General features: G+C 53.4%; 18 protein-coding genes. 14 read left to right on the plus strand and 4 right to left on the minus strand.

The window, feature by feature from the left end:
- The first annotated feature begins 1 nt into the window (after position 1).
- From ubiI to FDX09_RS15220, 5 genes are all read left to right on the plus strand, one after another.
- Entirely contained in the window at positions 2–1,204 is a 1,203-nt protein-coding gene (gene ubiI / locus FDX09_RS15200; RefSeq protein ID WP_137347454.1) for an FAD-dependent 2-octaprenylphenol hydroxylase, read from the plus strand.
- A 452-nt stretch (positions 1,205–1,656) separates the two neighbouring features.
- Positions 1,657–2,751: a glycine cleavage system aminomethyltransferase GcvT gene (gcvT, locus tag FDX09_RS15205; RefSeq protein WP_038633507.1), complete on the plus strand. Its 1,095-nt coding sequence runs from the start codon at positions 1,657–1,659 to the stop codon at positions 2,749–2,751.
- Positions 2,752–2,775: 24 nt separating this feature from the next.
- Positions 2,776–3,165, plus strand: a complete 390-nt coding sequence (gcvH, locus tag FDX09_RS15210) for a glycine cleavage system protein GcvH (protein WP_006686886.1) — start codon at positions 2,776–2,778, stop codon at positions 3,163–3,165.
- Positions 3,166–3,327: 162 nt separating this feature from the next.
- Positions 3,328–6,201: an aminomethyl-transferring glycine dehydrogenase gene (gcvP, locus tag FDX09_RS15215; protein WP_137347455.1), complete on the plus strand. Its 2,874-nt coding sequence runs from the start codon at positions 3,328–3,330 to the stop codon at positions 6,199–6,201.
- Between the two features lie 78 nt (positions 6,202–6,279).
- Positions 6,280–7,023, plus strand: a complete 744-nt coding sequence (locus FDX09_RS15220) for an SDR family oxidoreductase (RefSeq protein WP_137347456.1) — start codon at positions 6,280–6,282, stop codon at positions 7,021–7,023.
- A 93-nt stretch (positions 7,024–7,116) separates the two neighbouring features.
- On the opposite strand, the gene bglA is transcribed toward FDX09_RS15220, so the two are convergent.
- Positions 7,117–8,550: a 6-phospho-beta-glucosidase BglA gene (gene bglA, locus FDX09_RS15225; protein ID WP_038633498.1), complete on the minus strand. Its 1,434-nt coding sequence runs from the start codon at positions 8,548–8,550 to the stop codon at positions 7,117–7,119.
- Positions 8,551–8,670: 120 nt separating this feature from the next.
- The gene (locus FDX09_RS15230; RefSeq protein ID WP_085048762.1) at positions 8,671–9,399 is read right to left on the minus strand and encodes a MurR/RpiR family transcriptional regulator; all 729 of its coding nucleotides are present in this window, start codon (positions 9,397–9,399) and stop codon (positions 8,671–8,673) included.
- A 52-nt stretch (positions 9,400–9,451) separates the two neighbouring features.
- Here FDX09_RS15230 and yqfB point away from each other — a divergent pair, with 52 nt between their 5' ends.
- Positions 9,452–9,763, plus strand: coding sequence for a N(4)-acetylcytidine aminohydrolase (gene yqfB, locus FDX09_RS15235; protein ID WP_085048763.1), 312 nt, complete (start codon positions 9,452–9,454; stop codon positions 9,761–9,763).
- Between the two features lie 163 nt (positions 9,764–9,926).
- A complete protein-coding gene (locus tag FDX09_RS15240; protein WP_038633489.1) occupies positions 9,927–10,586 on the plus strand; it encodes a hemolysin III family protein in 660 nt (219 codons plus the stop codon).
- A gap of 91 nt (positions 10,587–10,677) precedes the next feature.
- Here FDX09_RS15240 and ygfZ read toward each other — a convergent pair whose 3' ends face one another.
- Positions 10,678–11,658 carry a tRNA-modifying protein YgfZ gene (ygfZ, locus tag FDX09_RS15245; RefSeq protein ID WP_069324821.1) on the minus strand — a complete coding sequence of 327 codons (981 nt, stop codon included), beginning with the start codon at positions 11,656–11,658 and terminating at the stop codon, positions 10,678–10,680.
- 256 nt (positions 11,659–11,914) lie between these two features.
- Between ygfZ and sdhE the strand changes: the two genes are divergently transcribed.
- A complete protein-coding gene (gene sdhE / locus FDX09_RS15255; protein ID WP_016154349.1) occupies positions 11,915–12,181 on the plus strand; it encodes an FAD assembly factor SdhE in 267 nt (88 codons plus the stop codon).
- On the plus strand, positions 12,162–12,569 hold the full coding sequence (locus tag FDX09_RS15260; RefSeq protein WP_038633481.1) for a protein YgfX: 408 nt from the start codon (positions 12,162–12,164) through the stop codon (positions 12,567–12,569). The genes sdhE and FDX09_RS15260 overlap by 20 nt, the downstream gene beginning before the upstream one ends.
- 100 nt (positions 12,570–12,669) lie before the next feature.
- Here the strand turns inward: FDX09_RS15260 and fldB are convergent, their stop codons facing one another.
- Positions 12,670–13,191 (minus strand): flavodoxin FldB, encoded by a 522-nt coding sequence (gene fldB, locus FDX09_RS15265; RefSeq protein WP_038633478.1) that lies wholly within the window; start codon positions 13,189–13,191, stop codon positions 12,670–12,672.
- Between the two features lie 113 nt (positions 13,192–13,304).
- Here fldB and xerD point away from each other — a divergent pair, with 113 nt between their 5' ends.
- The 5 genes from xerD (at position 13,305) to lysS (ending at position 19,394) form a co-directional block, all read left to right on the plus strand.
- A complete protein-coding gene (gene xerD, locus FDX09_RS15270; protein ID WP_038633475.1) occupies positions 13,305–14,201 on the plus strand; it encodes a site-specific tyrosine recombinase XerD in 897 nt (298 codons plus the stop codon).
- A gap of 23 nt (positions 14,202–14,224) precedes the next feature.
- Positions 14,225–14,938, plus strand: a complete 714-nt coding sequence (gene dsbC / locus FDX09_RS15275; protein ID WP_061382414.1) for a bifunctional protein-disulfide isomerase/oxidoreductase DsbC — start codon at positions 14,225–14,227, stop codon at positions 14,936–14,938.
- 5 nt (positions 14,939–14,943) lie between these two features.
- Positions 14,944–16,677, plus strand: coding sequence for a single-stranded-DNA-specific exonuclease RecJ (recJ, locus tag FDX09_RS15280; protein ID WP_069324822.1), 1,734 nt, complete (start codon positions 14,944–14,946; stop codon positions 16,675–16,677).
- Positions 16,678–16,768: 91 nt separating this feature from the next.
- Positions 16,769–17,867 (plus strand): peptide chain release factor 2 gene (gene prfB, locus FDX09_RS15285; protein ID WP_100194817.1). Its coding sequence is split into 2 segments (ribosomal slippage): positions 16,769–16,843 and positions 16,845–17,867, totalling 1,098 coding nucleotides; the frame shifts between segments, so codons are not numbered across the junction.
- Positions 17,868–17,876: 9 nt separating this feature from the next.
- Complete coding sequence (gene lysS, locus FDX09_RS15290) at positions 17,877–19,394, plus strand: lysine--tRNA ligase (RefSeq protein ID WP_006686909.1); 1,518 nt, start codon at positions 17,877–17,879, stop codon at positions 19,392–19,394.
- The last annotated feature ends 13 nt before the right edge of the window (positions 19,395–19,407 follow it).

Raw genomic sequence — 19,407 nt, forward strand, 5'->3', positions numbered from 1 at the left:
AGTGCAAAGTGTTGATGTAGCAATTGTCGGTGGCGGCATGGTGGGACTGGCGGTTGCCTGCGGCTTGCAGGGCTGCGGGTTACGCGTTGCGGTGTTAGAACAACATGTTCCGCAGCCGTTGGCGGTGGATGCACCTCCTCAGCTTCGCGTGTCGGCAATCAATGCCGCCAGTGAAAAACTGCTTACTCGTTTGGGCGTCTGGTCAGATATCGTTGCCCGTCGCGCGTGCTGCTATCACGGTATGGAAGTCTGGGACAAAGACAGCTTCGGGCGCATTGAATTTGACGACCAGAGCATGGGCTACAGCCATTTGGGCCACATCGTCGAAAACGCAGAGATCCATTACGCGTTATGGCAAAAGGCGCAGCGTTCGCCGGATATTACGCTGCTGGCGCCCGCTGAAATACAGCAGGTAGCCTGGGGTGAGAACGAGGCATTTCTGACTCTGAAAGAGGGCACAATGCTGACGGCTCGCCTGGTGATCGGCGCGGATGGCGCTAACTCCTGGCTGCGTAATAAAGCAGACATTCCGCTCACCTTCTGGGATTACCGTCATCATGCGCTGGTGGCGACGATCCGTACGCAGGAAGCTCACGGCGCGGTTGCGCGCCAGGCGTTTCACGGCGAGGGTATCCTGGCATTCCTGCCGCTCAGTGACCCGCATCTGTGCTCTATCGTCTGGTCACTTTCTCCGCAGGAAGCCGAACGCATGCAGCAGGCAAGCGTTGATGAGTTTAATCAGGCGCTGAATATCGCTTTTGATAACCGTCTGGGCCTGTGCAACGTTGAAAGCGAACGGCAGACGTTTCCGCTAACGGGACGCTATGCTCGTCAGTTCGCCGCCCATCGTCTGGCGCTGGTGGGGGATGCGGCGCATACCATCCATCCGTTGGCGGGCCAGGGGGTTAACCTCGGCTTTATGGATGCGGCAGAGCTTATCGATGAGCTTAAGCGGCTACAACGTCAGGGCAAAGATATTGGCCAGTATCTCTATTTGCGTCGTTATGAGCGCAGCCGTAAGCACAGCGCAGCAATGATGCTGGCCGGTATGCAGGGCTTCCGTGAACTGTTTGCCGGCGAGAATCCGGCGAAAAAACTGCTGCGTGATATTGGTCTGAAACTGGCCGATACCCTTCCGGGTGTAAAACCGCAGCTCATCCGTCAGGCGATGGGGCTGAACGATCTTCCCGAGTGGCTACGCTAGCGTCCGTAAGGACAATCTTAAGAGTTTGAGACCCGTCACATTTTCCTCTCCCGGCCCTCGCGCCGGGATGCTTCTCTCATTTGAAATAATCTAATTCCACACCTTTTTTCGCATTAGTTTTTTTAATATCACGTTTTTTTCATAACGCCATTTTTGACATTTTTTCCATATTTAATGTGGTTTGATGCTGATTTTTTCTTCTCTATGCTGTTTGTTGTTCTGATTTATTTGCGTACTTGTGGATTTTTATTCTGTCGTCGATCTGGCCATTTTTTGCCATAAGCTAATGTGATGGCTAATTTTGCCTTATGGTTTAGCGTCTGTTTCGGTGGTAAGTTCAGGACAAAGAGAACGTTTGCGTCGTAGCCCCTGGAGCGGCTGCGGTGCTGGGTTTCGTGGCGAAAATTTCACCGCGAAAGAGTTGGTAGCCCCGCTTATTCAACGAGGAAAAGATGGCTCAACAGACTCCTTTGTACGAACAACACACGCTATGTGGCGCGCGCATGGTAGATTTCCATGGCTGGATGATGCCACTGCATTACGGTTCTCAGCTCGATGAACACCATGCTGTTCGCACCGATGCCGGTATGTTTGATGTGTCGCATATGACCATCGTCGACCTGCGCGGCAGCCGCACCCGGGAGTTCTTGCGTTATCTGCTGGCAAACGACGTTGCGAAGCTAACGAAGACGGGTAAAGCCCTCTACTCCGGTATGCTTAACGCATCGGGCGGTGTGATAGATGACCTGATTGTCTATTACTTCACTGAAGATTTCTTCCGCCTCGTTGTAAACTCCGCCACCCGCGAAAAAGACCTCTCCTGGATTACCCAACATGCTGAACCCTACGCCATCGACATCACCGTTCGTGACGACCTGTCGCTGATTGCGGTGCAGGGGCCAAACGCGCAGGAAAAAGCAGCCACGTTGTTTACTGACGAACAGCGCCATGCGGTAGAAGGTATGAAGCCGTTCTTTGGCGTTCAGGCGGGTGATTTGTTTATCGCAACCACCGGTTATACCGGCGAAGCAGGCTATGAAATCGCCATGCCGAATGAAAAAGCGGCTGATTTCTGGCGTGCGCTGGTACAAGCAGGCGTCAAACCTTGCGGTCTGGGCGCGCGTGACACGCTGCGTCTGGAAGCGGGTATGAACCTGTATGGTCAGGAGATGGACGAAGGGATTTCTCCGCTGGAAGCCAACATGGGTTGGACCATTGCGTGGGAACCTGCCGACCGCGACTTTATTGGTCGTGAAGCACTGGAAATGCAGCGCGACAAAGGCCATGAACAGCTGGTCGGACTGGTGATGACCGAGAAGGGCGTGCTGCGTAATGAACTGCCAGTCCGTTTCACTGACGCTTCCGGTAACCAACATGAAGGCATTATCACCAGCGGAACATTCTCCCCAACCCTGGGCTACAGCATCGCGCTGGCGCGTGTCCCTGCGGGTATCGGTGAGACAGCGATCGTGCAGATCCGTAACCGCGAAATGCCAGTAAAAGTCACTAAACCTGTTTTTGTGCGTAACGGCAAAGCCGTCGCGTGATTCATCCTTTTTGGAGATTGATTGATGAGCAACGTACCTGCAGAACTGAAATACAGCAAAGAACACGAATGGCTGCGCAAAGAAGCTGACGGCTCTTACACCGTTGGTATCACCGAACATGCTCAGGAGCTGTTGGGTGACATGGTTTTCGTCGACCTGCCAGAAGTTGGTGCCACCGTCAGCGCGGGCGATGACTGCGCCGTTGCGGAATCCGTAAAAGCGGCTTCTGATATTTATGCGCCGGTAAGCGGTGAGATTGTTGCGGTTAACGACGCGCTCAGCGACTCCCCGGAACTGGTTAACAGCGAACCGTATGCCGGTGGCTGGATCTTCAAAATCAAAGCCAGCGATGAAAGCGAAATCGAATCGCTGCTGGATGCCACTGCGTACGAAGCATTGTTAGAAGACGAATAATGTTGTGCCGGATGGCGCTAATGCTTATCCGGCCTACTCACTGCAACGCGAATTATTTTGCGTATTCGTTTTCGCACGCGTAGGCCCGGTAAGCGTCAGCGCCACCGGGCAATTGAGTTAGAGACAATCACGATTCACTGCACGTTTCAGGAACCATCGCCCATGACACAGACGTTAAGCCAGCTTGAAAACAGCGGCGCTTTCATTGAACGCCACATCGGACCGGACGCCGCGCAGCAGCAAGAGATGCTGAATGCGGTTGGCGCCGAGTCGTTAAACGCGCTGATCGGCCAGATTGTGCCGAAAGACATTCAGCTCGCAACCCCGCCGCAGGTAGGCGAGGCGGCGACAGAATACGCTGCGCTGGCCGAATTAAAAGCCATCGCCGGGCGTAACAAGCGCTTCACGTCCTACATCGGCATGGGCTATACCGCCGTGCAGTTGCCACCGGTTATCCTGCGTAACATGCTGGAAAATCCGGGTTGGTACACCGCGTATACGCCGTATCAGCCGGAAGTCTCTCAGGGCCGTCTGGAAGCGCTGCTTAACTTCCAACAGGTCACGCTGGACCTGACGGGACTGGACATGGCCTCCGCCTCTCTGCTGGATGAAGCCACCGCAGCGGCCGAAGCCATGGCGATGGCCAAACGCGTCAGCAAACTGAAAAACGCCAACCGTTTCTTTGTGGCGGCTGATGTTCATCCGCAAACGCTGGATGTGGTTCGCACTCGTGCAGAAACCTTTGGTTTTGACGTCATTGTGGATGACGCTGAGAAAGCACTGGATCACCAGGATGTGTTCGGCGTGCTGTTGCAGCAGGTTGGTACCACTGGTGAAGTGCACGACTACAGCAAACTGATTGCTGAGCTGAAATCCCGTAAAGTTGTGGTCAGCGTCGCTGCCGATTTTATGGCGCTGGTTCTGCTGACCGCACCGGGCAAACAGGGCGCGGATATCGTTTTCGGCTCTGCGCAACGCTTCGGCGTACCGATGGGTTACGGTGGCCCACACGCGGCATTCTTTGCCGCCAAAGACGAATTCAAACGCTCCATGCCAGGCCGTATTATCGGCGTATCAAAAGATGCGGCGGGCAATACTGCATTGCGCATGGCGATGCAGACTCGCGAGCAGCATATCCGTCGTGAGAAAGCGAACTCCAACATTTGTACCTCACAGGTACTGCTGGCTAACATCGCCAGCCTGTATGCCGTTTATCATGGTCCGGTCGGTCTGAAGCGCATCGCTAATCGTATCCACCGCCTGACCGATATTCTAGCGGCTGGTCTGCAACAGAAAGGCTTAAAGCTGCGTCATGCGCACTACTTCGACACGCTGTGTGTTGAAGTGGCCGATAAAGCTGCGGTACTGGCGCGTGCGGAAGCGGCAGAGATCAACCTGCGCAGCGATATTCATAACGCGGTAGGTATTACGCTCGACGAAACCACCACCCGTGAAAACGTGGTGCAGTTGTTCAATGTTCTGCTGGGCGACAGCCACGGCCTGAGCATCGACACGCTGGATAAAGACGTGGCGCTCGACAGTCGTTCCATTCAGAGCAGCATGCTGCGTGACGACGCGATCCTCAGCCATCCGGTGTTTAACCGCTACCACAGCGAAACCGAGATGATGCGCTACATGCACTCGCTGGAGCGTAAAGATCTGGCGCTGAATCAGGCGATGATCCCGCTGGGTTCCTGCACCATGAAGCTGAACGCCGCCGCCGAGATGATTCCTATCACCTGGCCGGAATTCGCTGAACTGCATCCGTTCTGCCCGCCAGAGCAGGCGGAAGGGTATCACCAGATGATCGGTCAGCTTTCCGAGTGGCTGGTAAAACTGACCGGCTATGACGCAGTCTGCATGCAGCCGAACTCCGGCGCACAAGGCGAATACGCTGGCCTGCTGGCGATTCGTCATTATCACGAAAGCCGTAACGAAGGCCATCGCGATATCTGCCTGATCCCGGCCTCTGCTCACGGTACTAACCCGGCTTCCGCACAAATGGCGGGGATGCAGGTGGTGGTAGTCGCCTGTGATAAGAACGGCAACATCGACCTCGACGATCTGCGGGCAAAAGCAGAACAACATGCTGCGAACCTTTCTTGCATCATGGTGACCTATCCGTCCACCCACGGCGTATATGAAGAAACGATCCGCGAAGTGTGTGAAGTTGTGCACCAGTTCGGCGGCCAGGTGTACCTCGACGGCGCGAACATGAACGCCCAGGTTGGAATCACCACGCCGGGCTTTATCGGCGCGGACGTTTCGCACCTCAACCTGCATAAAACCTTCTGCATTCCGCACGGCGGCGGCGGCCCGGGCATGGGACCGATCGGCGTTAAATCGCATCTGGCACCGTTTGTGCCTGGCCACAGCGTGGTACAGATTGAAGGGATGCTTACCCGTCAGGGCGCGGTGTCTGCCGCACCGTTCGGTAGCGCATCCATTCTGCCAATCAGCTGGATGTACATCCGTATGATGGGCGCAGAAGGTCTGAAGCAGGCAAGCCAGGTCGCTATTCTTAACGCTAACTACATTGCCAGCCGTCTGAAAGATGCCTATCCGGTGCTGTATACCGGTCGCGATGGCCGTGTAGCGCATGAATGTATTCTCGACATTCGCCCACTGAAAGAAGAGACCGGCATCAGCGAACTGGATATTGCCAAACGTCTGATCGACTATGGTTTCCATGCGCCAACCATGTCGTTCCCGGTAGCGGGTACGCTGATGGTGGAACCGACCGAATCTGAAAGCAAAGTGGAACTGGATCGCTTTATTAACGCGATGCTGGCAATCCGCGCTGAGATCGAGCGCGTGAAAGCCGGTGAGTGGTCGCTGGAAGATAACCCGTTGGTTAACTCGCCGCACACCCAGAATGAGCTGGTGAGCGAGTGGAACCACGGTTATAGCCGCGAAATCGCAGTCTTCCCGGCAGGCGTGGCGAACAAATACTGGCCTACCGTGAAGCGTCTTGATGACGTTTACGGCGACCGTAACCTGTTCTGTTCCTGCGTGCCGATGAGCGAATATCAGTAACTTTTCCGCGTAGTTAAACAATTTCCAGGCCGGGTAAGGCGAAGCCGCCTCCCGGCTTTTTCATATCTGGAGGTCTCTATGGGAATCGCACTTGTTACTGGCGGCAGTCGCGGTATTGGGCGAGCAACCGCGCTGCAACTGGCACTGGAGGGTTACACGGTCGCCGTTAATTTTCATCACAATATTCGTGCGGCAACCGAGGTGGTGAACAACATCGTCGCGGCAGGTGGTAAGGCATTTGCGCTGCGTGCGGATATCAGTGATGAAAGTCAGGTGCTGGCGATGTTTGAATCGATCGACCGTGAAGGGGAACCGCTGACTGCGCTGGTCAATAATGCCGGGATTTTATTTGAACAGACCACGGTGGAAAACTTAACTGCAGAGCGAATTAACCGCGTACTGGCGACCAATGTTACCGGCTATTTTCTGTGCTGTCGGGAAGCGGTAAAGCGCATGTCGTTTAAGCGCGGCGGTCAGGGTGGGGCGATTGTGAATGTCTCTTCGGCGGCATCACGGCTCGGCGCGCCATTCGAATATGTTGATTATGCCGCTTCAAAAGGTGCGGTGGACACGCTCACCACCGGCCTGGCACTGGAGGTGGCGGCGCAGGGGATCCGCGTAAACTGCGTACGTCCAGGCCTGATCTACACTGAAATGCATGCGTCGGGTGGAGAGCCGGGAAGGGTTGATCGCGTGAAATCCATGTTGCCTATGCAGCGTGGTGGGCAGCCGGAAGAAGTCGCGCAGGCGATTTGCTGGCTACTGAGCGAGAAGGCATCTTACGTCACGGGCAGTTTTCTGGAGCTGGCCGGCGGGAAGTAGAGATTTAATGGCCGGATAGCGCTGCGCTTATCCAGCCTACGGGATCATACCTGTAGGCTGGATAAGGCGTTTACGCCGCCATCCGGCGAAAAATCACAGATTCTCGCCGTTGCTGGCGATCACCGCTTTATACCACTCAAAACTCTTCTTGCGTGAACGCGACATATCCCCAGTGCCGTCATCGTGCTTATTCACGTAGATGAAGCCGTAGCGCTTGCTGTACTGACCGGTGGTGAACGAAACGCAGTCGATGCAGCCCCACGGCGTGTAGCCCATCAGATCTACGCCATCATAGGTGACCGCCTTCATCATCTCTTCGATGTGGGCGCGCAGATAATCGATGCGGTAGTCATCATTGATGCTGCCATCTGTTTCCACTTTATCGTAGGCGCCAAACCCGTTTTCAACGATAAACAGCGGCTTCTGATAGCGCTCGTACAGCTCACATAAAGCATAGCGCAGGCCAACCGGGTCAATCTGCCAGCCCCAGTCGGAGGCTTTGACGTGCGGGTTCGGCACGCTACCTTCAAAACCGGAAATGGCATCACCGCTACCGCCTTCCGCTTTCACCGCGTTGGTCATGTAGTAGCTAAATCCGAGATAGTCGCAGGTGCCTTCACGCAGGATTTGCTCGTCGCCGTCTTCCATCCTGATGTTAAATTCGCGACGTTCCCACTCGTTCAACACATAGCTTGGGTAGTAGCCGCGCAGCTGGACGTCAGTAAAGACGTAGCGTTCACGCATTGACTCCTGGGCGAACATGACATCTTCGGGCTTACAGGAGAATGGATAGAGCGGCACCATAGCCAGCATGCAGCCCACTTTCATTTCCGGGTTGATGCGGCGTGCGGCTTTCACTGCGAGCGCGCTGGCCACGAACTGGTGATGCAGCACCTGGTACATGGTCTCTTCCGGGTTTTCATGCTCGGTATACACCACACCGGAGCAGCAATAGCCAAACAACGGTGCGCGCCAGTTACGTTGGTTATTGATCTCGTTGAAGGTCATCCAGTATTTGACTTTGTGTTTGTAACGCTCAAAGACGACTTCAGCAAATCGAACAAAGAAATCAACAACTTTGCGATTGGTCCAACTCCCATACTGTTGAACCAAATGTAGCGGCATTTCGAAGTGGGAAAGGGTGATGACCGGTTCGATGTTGTATTTCAGTAATTCATCGAACATGTCGTCATAGAACTTCAGACCTTCTTCGTTCGGCTGGGTTTCGTCCCCATTGGGGAAGATACGGGTCCATGCGATGGAGGTACGGAAACATTTGAAGCCCATTTCGGCAAACAGCTTAATGTCTTCTTTGTAATGACCGTAAAAATCGACGGCTTCGTGGTTGGGGTAGTATTTACCGGGCACGACTTCCTGAGTGATTTCTCGTGGAACGCCGTGTGCCCCACCGGTCAGTACGTCGCAAATGCTGGGGCCTTTGCCACCTTTGTTCCAGCCACCTTCGACCTGGTGCGCCGCAACCGCGCCGCCCCATAAAAAATCTTTTGCTAAGGTAAGTTTTTTCATCTGCGCTCAGTCTCAAATTAATACAATCTGATTTTGAGTCTAACAAAGGAAACCTAAATGTCACGATATAACAAAATAGCATTAATGTGATTTGTTACATCAAAAAAACAGATTGTTTTTTTACGCTATTCTTTTCGCCAGTTTGCGGCCAAGCGATTCCAGAATATAAATAACGGGGATTTGCGTGGTTATATCGTATACCCCGGCAATGCGTGTTTGTGGAACGTGCCAGGAGAGATTAAAGTCGGCGAGTTTCGCCAGACGTGACTGTTCATGACTGGTTACAGACAACACTTTACAGTGGTGCAAGCTGAACTGGCTGGCAAAACGCAGGATCTCTTCTGTTTCGCCGGAGACGGAAAGCACGATTGCCAGCGCGTTTCTGGCCATATCATTGGTTACCGGAAAATAAGGGTCGTCAATATGATTACTGAATTTTCCAACGTTGGAGAAAAAACGCGCGCCGTATTTCGCAAGCGCTCCTGACGTTCCTGCGCCAACAAATATAATACGTTCGGAAGATAATATAATATCAACAGCCTGATCGAGCAGTTTATCGAATTCGTCGTTATTGACGCTTTTAAAAAAGCTGATAATTTCGCTGGCGCCGAAATTAGCCTGTTGCGGTTCATTCTGCTCTAAATATAATTTGAAGCGTACGCGAAATTCTGAGTAACCTTCACACTTAAGCTTGCGGCAAAAGCGCAGTACGGTGGTAGTGGAAACGCCCACGGCATCGGCCAGTTCGCGAATGGTCATGTACATGACTTTGTCACGATTTTTGATGACATAGTTGTAGACCAGCATCTCAAGATTGTTGAGACTGGCGATGGCAGCGTGGGAGAACATACTCACAATAGCAAAACTCACTCATCAGACTTCATCTACAGGGAATAATAACATGCAGCCAAATGACATCACTTTTTTTCAGCGTTTCCAGGATGACATACTGGCCGGACGCAAAACCATCACTATTCGTGACGAGTCCGAATCACACTTCAAAACCGGTGACATTCTACGGGTTGGACGCTTTGAAGATGAGGGATACTTCTGCACGATTGAAGTTGTTGGCACCTCAACCGTCACGCTGGATACGCTGACTGAAAAACATGCTCAGCAGGAAAACATGTCGCTTGAAGAACTGAAACGTGTGATTGCCGAAATTTACCCGGATCAAACGCAATTTTATGTGATTGATTTTAAATGTGTTTGATTTAATGCGTACACTTGTTAGCTGAAAGATTAAAATTAATTATATGATTTTTATGAACTATTTATTTTAAGATAAATATTACGGCTAACAGGTGTTCACTGGAACCATTCTCAGTTACGCTAGAGGGGCAATAACGAAAGTGTTCGTTTCTCGGGAGTAAGCTATGGTTCAGAAACCATTAATCGCGCAGGGATATTCGCTGGCAGAGGAAATAGCCAACAGCATCAGTCACGGTATCGGGCTGGTGTTTGGGATTGTCGGGCTGGTGTTGTTACTGGTTCAGGCAGTGGATACCAACGCCAGCGCTATGGCGATTACCAGTTATAGCCTGTACGGCGGTAGCATGATCCTGCTGTTCCTCGCCTCAACTTTGTATCACGCGATCCCCCATCAGCGAGCGAAAGTCTGGCTGAAAAAATTCGACCACTGCGCGATTTATCTGCTGATTGCCGGGACCTATACGCCATTTCTGCTGGTGGGGCTTGATTCGCCGCTGGCACGTGGACTGATGATTGTTATCTGGAGCCTGGCGCTGCTCGGTATTTTATTCAAACTGACCATTGCACACCGCTTTAAGGTTCTGTCGCTGGTGACTTACCTGACAATGGGCTGGCTATCGCTGATTGTGGTGTATCAATTGGCGGTTAAACTGGCGGCGGGAGGCGTGACGTTGCTGGCCGTTGGTGGTGTGGTGTATTCGCTGGGCGTTATTTTCTATGTCTGTAAGCGCATTCCATATAACCACGCGATCTGGCACGGCTTTGTACTGGGCGGCAGCGTTTGCCACTTCCTGGCGATTTATTTGTATGTTGGACAGGCGTAACCCTTGATTTCGGATGGCGGCTAACGCCTTATCCGGCCTACAAAATGTGCCTGTAGGCCGGATAAGCGTAGCGCCATCCGGCGTTAAGCTTTTACTCTTCCAGCGAATACGGCAGCGGCACAATATGCAGCGTTTTTGCGTCATCGCGAACGCGGAACACGCTGTCGGCTTCCATGTCGTTATTCATCACGACCTGCACCAGTATCTGGCCATCAGCGAGCTGTACTGCGGCGAGTACGGTACCAGTACGACGCCAGTTCTCACCCATTTTCAGTTCCAGATCTTCGCCAGCTTCCGGCACCCGGCTGGCCGTACCTGCCAGAGTCCACATGGCGCGTTTGTTGGCGCCGCGGAATTTGGCGCGCGCCACCATTTCCTGGCCGGTATAGCAGCCTTTTTTGAAGCTGATCCCGCCCAGAGCCTGCATATTGGTCGCCTGGGGAATAAACTGTCCGCTGTTGGCAGTATCAATGACCGGAATACCCGCTTCGATATCCAGCGCCAGCCACTGTTGACTGTTATTTAACTCCGCTTCGCCGCGCAGTTTCTCAACCAGGCTTTCCGCCGTTGCAACATCAACAATCAGCAGGAAACGCTCGGCAGGGTGTTCGAACCACAGTATTGTGGAAGTATCTTCGGTAATAACCTGTTTTTCGCTGTTCGGTAATTCGCTAAAGAGATTGGCCAGCGCCGCTCGTGCCTGGAATCCCGCTACGCCCAACAGAACACGCTCGTCGTCCGGCGCAATCACTACCTTTGAGAAGACCGCATATTTTTTCAGTTCTGTAAGCTGTGCATCGCGCAAGCTGCGGCGTTCAAGCCATGCAAAACCGTCACTGTTACGGAACAGGCGCAGATTGCTCCACATTTTACCTTTGGCATCACAATGGGCTGCCAGCACGTGCTGATGCTCGGTCATCTGGCTGACATCAGCCGTGACCTGACCCTGAATATACTTCTCACTGTCGACACCGGTAATGGTGGCGAGCGCCCAGTCATCGAGCGTCATTAGCGTCAGAGGTAAACGCGTTGACGCAAAAGGCTGGCGAGGAGGAAAAGATGTAAAAGCCATAATAATGTCCTGATTTGCTTAACGCAGTGATAATGACTAATGGTAAAAGAGCTATGGCCCATTGCAAGCGGTTTAAACAGGCTATTTGTGCCATATAGTAAGCTTTGCGAGGAGACATCCAAAAATGATGAATCCTTTGACTTAATGCGGTTTTATTTAGCGAACGTGCTTCCATTAGCTGATATTCCCGCAAAAGCGCGTGAAAAACACGTTACAATAGCCGGATACTTCGTTTTCGCGAGACAGGAAGAAGAACATGGATATTAACAATAAAGCACGTATTCATTGGGCATGCCGCCGCGGTATGCGCGAGCTGGACATCTCTATCATGCCGTTTTTCGAACATGAATATGACAGCTTAAGTGACGAAGAAAAACGTATCTTTATCCGTCTGCTAGAATGTGACGATCCAGATTTATTTAACTGGTTGATGAATCATGGGAAACCAGCTGATGCTCAGTTGGAGCAGATGGTGCGACTTATCCAGACACGGAATCGGGAACGTGGTCCAGTGGCAATCTGATTTACGCGTTTCATGGCGCGCGCAGTGGCTTTCGTTGCTCGTTCATGGGCTGGTCGCGGTATTTATTTTATTGATGCCCTGGCCTTTGAGCTACACCCCATTATGGATGGTTCTGCTCTCTCTGGTGGTGTTCGACAGCGTACGCAGCCAACGTAGAATTAATGCCTGTCAGGGCGAGATTAGGCTGTTGATGGACGGCCGTCTGCGCTGGCAAGGGCAGGAGTGGACTATCGTTAGCGCGCCCTGGATGGTCAAAACAGGCATGATGCTGCGTTTGCGTTCAGATACCGGGAAACGTCAGCATTTGTGGCTGGCGGCAGACAGTATGGATGAGGCTGAGTGGCGAGATTTACGGCGGTTAATGCTGCAACAGGCGAAGCAGGGATAATGCCAACAAATATCTGATGGCGTGCCGCTTTAGGGCCTTAGGTTTGATGCGTGAGGTAAACCGGATAAGGCGTTCACGGCGTCATCCGGCAACACGCTTATCAGGACCAGTGTTCGGCCATTTCCCCAAGAATTTGCTCGCACCAGTTCTGGATGCGTTCATCGCTGAGATCGTACTGGTTTGTTTCATCCAGCGCCAAACCAACAAACAGCTGTCCATCAGCAATGACGGGTTTATCGCTGGTAAATTCATAGCCTTCGGTTGGCCAGTAACCGACAAACTTGACGCCTTTGGTGACCAGTTTATCGTGCAGCATCCCCAGCGCATCCAGGAACCATTCGCCATATCCTAGCTGATCGCCCATCCCGTAAAGCGCGACAATTTTGCCTTCCAGGTTGAGGTCGTCCAGTTGCTCCCAGACCGCTTCCCAATCCTCCTGAATTTCACCAAAATCCCAGGTCGGGATGCCCAAAATGAGCACATCATACTGCTCCATTAAGGTCGGGGAATCATCTTTGAGGTTGTGCAGTGTCACCAGTTCGGGACCCAGGATATCGCGGATTTTTTCTGCTGCCATTTCGGTGTAGCAGGTACTGGAACCGTAAAAAAGACCCATGTTCATGACGTAAACATCTCAATTCTGCTGTAGCGTTGCGGGTAGTGTAACAGAATCGCCGCAATCCCGGCACAATGAGGCATAATGCATCAAAAATGAGAGTGGAATAAGGGGCGCGAGTGGAACAGGATCTGGCGCGCATCGAGCAGTTTCTTGATGCCCTGTGGCTGGAACGAAATCTGGCGGAAAACACGTTAAGTGCGTATCGTCGCGATCTGACCATGCTTGTCGAATGGTTACATCACCGTGGCGTCTCGCTGGCGACGGCGCAGAGCGATGATCTGCAGGCATTACTGGCCGAGCGGATGGATGGGGGATATAAAGCCACCAGTTCCGCTCGCTTGCTCAGTGCTACGCGGCGCTTTTTTCAGCATCTTTACCGCGAAAAATTTCGCGAAGACGATCCCAGCGCCTCGCTTGCATCACCGAAGCTTCCGCAGCGCCTGCCCAAAGATCTCAGTGAGGCACAGGTGGAGCGACTGTTGCAGGCGCCGCTGATTGAGCAACCGCTGGAGCTACGCGACAAAGCCATGCTGGAAGTATTGTATGCAACGGGCTTGCGCGTATCTGAGCTGGTGGGACTGACGATGAGTGACGTCAGCCTGCGTCAGGGTGTGGTTCGGGTGATCGGTAAAGGCAACAAAGAACGCCTGGTGCCGTTGGGTGAAGAGGCGGTTTACTGGCTGGAAACGTATCTGGAACATGGGCGTCCATGGTTGCTCAATGGCGTATCGATTGATGTGCTGTTTCCCAGCCAGCGGGCGCAACAGATGACCCGTCAGACCTTCTGGCATCGTATTAAACACTATGCTGTGTTGGCGGGAATCGACAGCGAGAAGCTGTCACCGCACGTCCTGCGGCATGCTTTTGCCACGCATTTGCTCAATCATGGCGCTGACCTGCGCGTGGTGCAGATGCTACTGGGGCATAGCGACCTCTCGACAACACAAATTTATACTCATGTCGCAACGGAGCGCTTGCGTCAACTACATCAACAGCATCACCCGCGAGCGTGATTGCTGACAGGAAAGGATAGGTTATGAAAAAACGTTTTATGATGTTCACCCTGCTGGCAACGGCGTTTTCCGGCATGGTACATGCAGACGATGCGGCGATTCGCCAGTCATTGGCAAAGCTGGGGGTACAGAGCACCGAGATTCAGTCTGCTCCGGTGGCGGGTATGAAAACCGTACTGACCAATAGCGGCGTGCTGTACGTAACTGAAGACGGTAAACATATTATTCAGGGACCGATGTATGACGTGAGCGGGGCAAGCCCGGTGAATGTTACTAACCAGTTGCTGATGAAGCATTTGAACGCGCTGGAAAAAGAGATGATCGTCTACAAAGCGCCGCAGGAAAAACACGTCATTACCGTTTTCACCGACATCACCTGTGGTTACTGCCACAAGCTGCATGAAGAGATGAAAGACTATAATGCGTTGGGGATCACCGTTCGTTATCTGGCCTTCCCGCGTCAGGGTCTGGAAAGCCAGGCCGAGCAGGACATGAAGTCGATCTGGTGCGCGAAGGATAAAAACAAAGCCTTTGATGACGCGATGGCAGGCAAGGACGTGAAACCAGCAACCTGTGATGTGGATATCGCGAACCACTACGCGCTGGGCGTGCAGTTTGGCGTTAGCGGCACGCCGGCGATTGTGCTGAGCAACGGCTATGTCGTGCCTGGCTATCAGGGCCCGAAAGAGATGAAAGAATTCCTCGACGCACATGCAAAACAAACCAGCGGTAAATAATTCGCGTGAAACAAAAGATACAACTTCGTCGGCGTGAAGCCGACGAGACAACCGAGCTACCTGATGACCTGCCGCCATTGCTGCGTCGTTTATACGCCAGCCGCGGCGTGCGCAGCGCCCAGGAACTTGAACGTAGCGTAAAAGGAATGCTGCCGTGGCAGCATTTGAACGGCGTCGAAAAAGCAGTTGAGATCCTCTATAACGCCTTTCGCGCGGGAACCCGCATTATTGTGGTCGGCGATTTTGACGCCGATGGCGCGACCAGTACGGCGCTCAGCATTCTGGCGATGCGTGCGTTGGGTTGCGGTAACGTTGACTACCTGGTGCCTAATCGTTTTGAAGACGGCTATGGCTTAAGCCCGGAAGTGGTGGAGCAGGCGCATGCGCGTGGCGCTCAGCTGATTGTCACCGTAGACAATGGCATCTCGTCTCACGCCGGTGTGGAACATGCCAGAGCGCTGGGGATCCCGGTGGTGGTGACCGATCACCATCTGCCAGGGGATACGCTGCCTAATGCAGAGGCGATCATCAACCCCAATCTGCACGACTGTGAATTCCCGTCTAAATCATTGGCAGGGGTTGGCGTGGCCTTCTATCTGATGCTGGCGCTGCGCACCTTCCTGCGTGACAAAGGCTGGTTTGATGAACGAGGCATTGCGCCGCCGAACCTGGCGGACTTGCTCGATCTGGTCGCGCTCGGCACGGTGGCCGACGTGGTCCCGCTGGATGCTAATAACCGCATTCTGACGTGGCAAGGATTAAGCCGTATTCGTGCCGGAAAGTGCCGTCCCGGCATTAAGGCGCTGCTGGAAATTTCCAACCGCGACCCACTTAAGCTGGCTGCCAGCGATTTAGGTTTTGCGCTGGGGCCACGGCTGAATGCCGCTGGCCGTCTGGATGATATGTCCGTCGGCGTGGCGCTGTTGCTGTGCGACAACATTGGCGAGGCACGCATGCTGGCCAATGAACTGGACGCGCTCAATCAGACACGCAAAGAAATTGAGCAGGGCATGCAGGCGGAAGCGCTGACCCTGTGTGAAAAGCTGGAGCGCAGTAGCGAGACGCTACCGGGCGGCCTTGCGATGTACCATCCTGAGTGGCATCAGGGAGTAGTCGGCATTCTGGCATCGCGCATTAAAGAGCGTTTTCATCGTCCGGTGATTGCGTTTGCTCCTGCCGGCGACGGTACGCTCAAAGGCTCCGGGCGTTCGATTCAGGGGCTGCACATGCGTGATGCGCTGGAGCGCCTGGACACCCTTCATCCTGGCATGATCCTCAAGTTTGGCGGTCACGCCATGGCGGCGGGCTTGTCGCTGGAAGAGGCGCAGTTTGAGCGTTTCCAGCAGCGTTTCGGCGAACTGGTAACCGAGTGGCTGGATCCCGCCTTGCTGCAGGGCGAAGTGGTGTCAGATGGCCCGCTAAGCGCCGCGGAGATGACCATGGAGGTCGCGCAAATGCTGCGTGATGCCGGGCCGTGGGGGCAAATGTTCCCGGAACCGCTGTTTGATGGACATTTCCGTCTGCTTCAGCAGCGTTTGGTGGGTGAGCGTCATCTGAAGGTGATGGTGGAGCCGGTTGGCGGCGGACCTCTGCTGGACGGAATTGCGTTCAACGTTGATACCAGTTGCTGGCCGGACAACGGCGTGCGCGATGTTCAGTTGGCCTACAAACTGGATATTAATGAGTTTCGCGGCAACCGTAGTTTGCAGCTAATCATCGATAATATCTGGCCACTTTAGCGTCACTAATCGCTATAAAAAAGGGCGTGGATTAGTTACAATCCCGCTCTTATAACCGCATTTTGACTAGTCCAATAAAAGAAATCAGACAATGTTTGAAATTAATCCGGTAAATAACCGCATTCAGGACCTCACGGAGCGCTCTGACGTTCTTAGGGGGTATCTTTGACTATGATGCCAAGAAAGAGCGTCTGGAAGAAGTAAACGCCGAGCTGGAACAGCCGGACGTATGGAACGAACCCGAACGCGCGCAGGCGCTGGGTAAAGAGCGTTCCTCCCTTGAGGCCATCGTAGATACACTCGACCAAATGAGCCAGGGCCTGGAAGATGTCTCCGGCCTGTTGGAGTTGGCTGTAGAAGCCGACGACGAAGAAACCTTTAACGAAGCCGTAGCAGAACTCGATACCCTGGAAGATAAGCTGGCGCAGCTGGAATTCCGTCGTATGTTCTCCGGCGAATATGACAGCGCAGATTGTTATCTCGATATTCAGGCTGGCTCCGGCGGTACGGAAGCGCAGGACTGGGCGAGCATGCTGATGCGTATGTATCTGCGTTGGGCCGAAGCTCGCGGCTTTAAGACTGAAATTATTGAAGAATCTGAAGGCGAAGTGGCGGGTATTAAATCCGTGACCATCAGAATTGCTGGCGAATATGCGTACGGTTGGCTGCGGACTGAAACCGGCGTACACCGTCTGGTACGTAAGAGCCCGTTCGACTCCGGCGGTCGCCGCCATACGTCGTTCAGCTCGGCGTTTGTCTATCCGGAAGTTGACGATGATATCGATATCGACATCAACCCGGCGGATCTGCGCATTGACGTTTATCGCGCCTCTGGCGCGGGCGGTCAGCACGTTAACCGTACAGAATCGGCGGTGCGTATCACCCACATTCCGACCGGGATTGTGACGCAGTGTCAGAACGACCGTTCCCAGCACAAGAACAAAGACCAGGCCATGAAGCAGATGAAAGCGAAGCTTTATGAACTGGAAATGCAGAAGAAGAATGCCGAGAAACAGGCGATGGAAGACAATAAGTCAGATATCGGCTGGGGTAGCCAGATTCGTTCTTATGTCCTTGATGACTCCCGCATTAAAGATCTGCGTACCGGGGTTGAAACCCGTAACACGCAGGCGGTGCTGGATGGCAGCCTGGATCAATTTATCGAAGCAAGTTTGAAAGCAGGGTTATGAGGAACCAACATGTCTGAACAACACGTACAGGGCGCTGACGCGGTAGCCGACCTTAACAATGAACTGAAAACGCGCCGTGAGAAGCTGGCGAGCCTGCGTGAGCAGGGGATCCCGTTCCCGAACGATTTCCGTCGCGATCACACCTCAGACCAACTGCATGCTGACTTCGACGCGAAAGAAAACGAAGAGCTGGAAGCGCTGAACATTGAGGTATCCGTTGCTGGTCGTATGATGACCCGCCGTATTATGGGTAAAGCCTCATTCGTTACGCTGCAAGATGTTGGCGGCCGTATTCAGCTGTACGTTGCTCGTGACGATCTGCCGGAAGGCGTTTACAACGAGCAGTTCAAAAAATGGGATCTGGGCGATATCCTCGGCGCGAAAGGTAAGTTGTTCAAGACCAAGACCGGTGAGCTGTCCATTCATTGCACCGAGCTGCGTCTGCTGACGAAAGCGCTGCGCCCGCTGCCGGATAAATTCCACGGTCTGCAGGACCAGGAAGCGCGTTATCGTCAGCGCTATCTGGATCTCATCTCTAACGATGAATCCCGCAATACCTTTAAAGTTCGTTCACAGATTATGGCTGGCATCCGCCAGTTCATGGTGGGTCGCGGCTTTATGGAAGTAGAAACCCCGATGATGCAGGTGATCCCTGGCGGCGCGGCGGCGCGTCCGTTCATCACCCATCATAACGCGCTGGATCTGGATATGTACCTGCGTATCGCGCCGGAACTGTACCTCAAGCGTCTGGTGGTTGGCGGCTTCGAACGCGTATTCGAAATTAACCGTAACTTCCGTAACGAAGGCATCTCTGTTCGTCATAACCCAGAGTTCACCATGATGGAACTCTACATGGCGTATGCGGACTACAAAGATCTGATCGAACTGACCGAATCACTGTTCCGCACGCTGGCGCAGAACGTTCTGGGAACCACCGAAGTGCCTTACGGCGAAGAAGTCTTCGACTTCGGTAAGCCGTTCGAAAAACTGACCATGCGCGAAGCGATTCAGAAATACCGTCCGGAAACCAACATGGCCGATCTGGATAACTTCGACTCTGCTAAAGCGATCGCTGAATCTATCGGCATCAAAGTTGAGAAGAGCTGGGGTCTGGGCCGTATCGTGACTGAGATCTTCGAAGAAGTCGCGGAAGCGCACCTGATTCAACCGACCTTCATTACCGAGTACCCGGCAGAAGTTTCTCCGCTGGCGCGTCGTAATGACGTAAACCCGGAAATCACCGATCGCTTCGAATTCTTCATCGGCGGACGTGAGATCGGTAACGGTTTCAGCGAGCTGAATGATGCAGAAGATCAGGCGCAGCGTTTCCAGGATCAGGTTAACGCCAAAGATGCGGGTGATGACGAGGCGATGTTCTACGACGAAGACTACGTTACCGCTCTGGAACACGGTCTGCCGCCGACTGCGGGTCTGGGTATTGGTATCGACCGTATGGTTATGCTGTTCACCAACAGCCACACCATCCGCGACGTGATCCTGTTCCCGGCGATGCGCCCGGTTAAGTAAGATGTGACATGCC

The organism is Citrobacter sp. wls717, from assembly GCF_005280955.1.
Classification (GTDB): domain Bacteria; phylum Pseudomonadota; class Gammaproteobacteria; order Enterobacterales; family Enterobacteriaceae; genus Citrobacter; species Citrobacter werkmanii.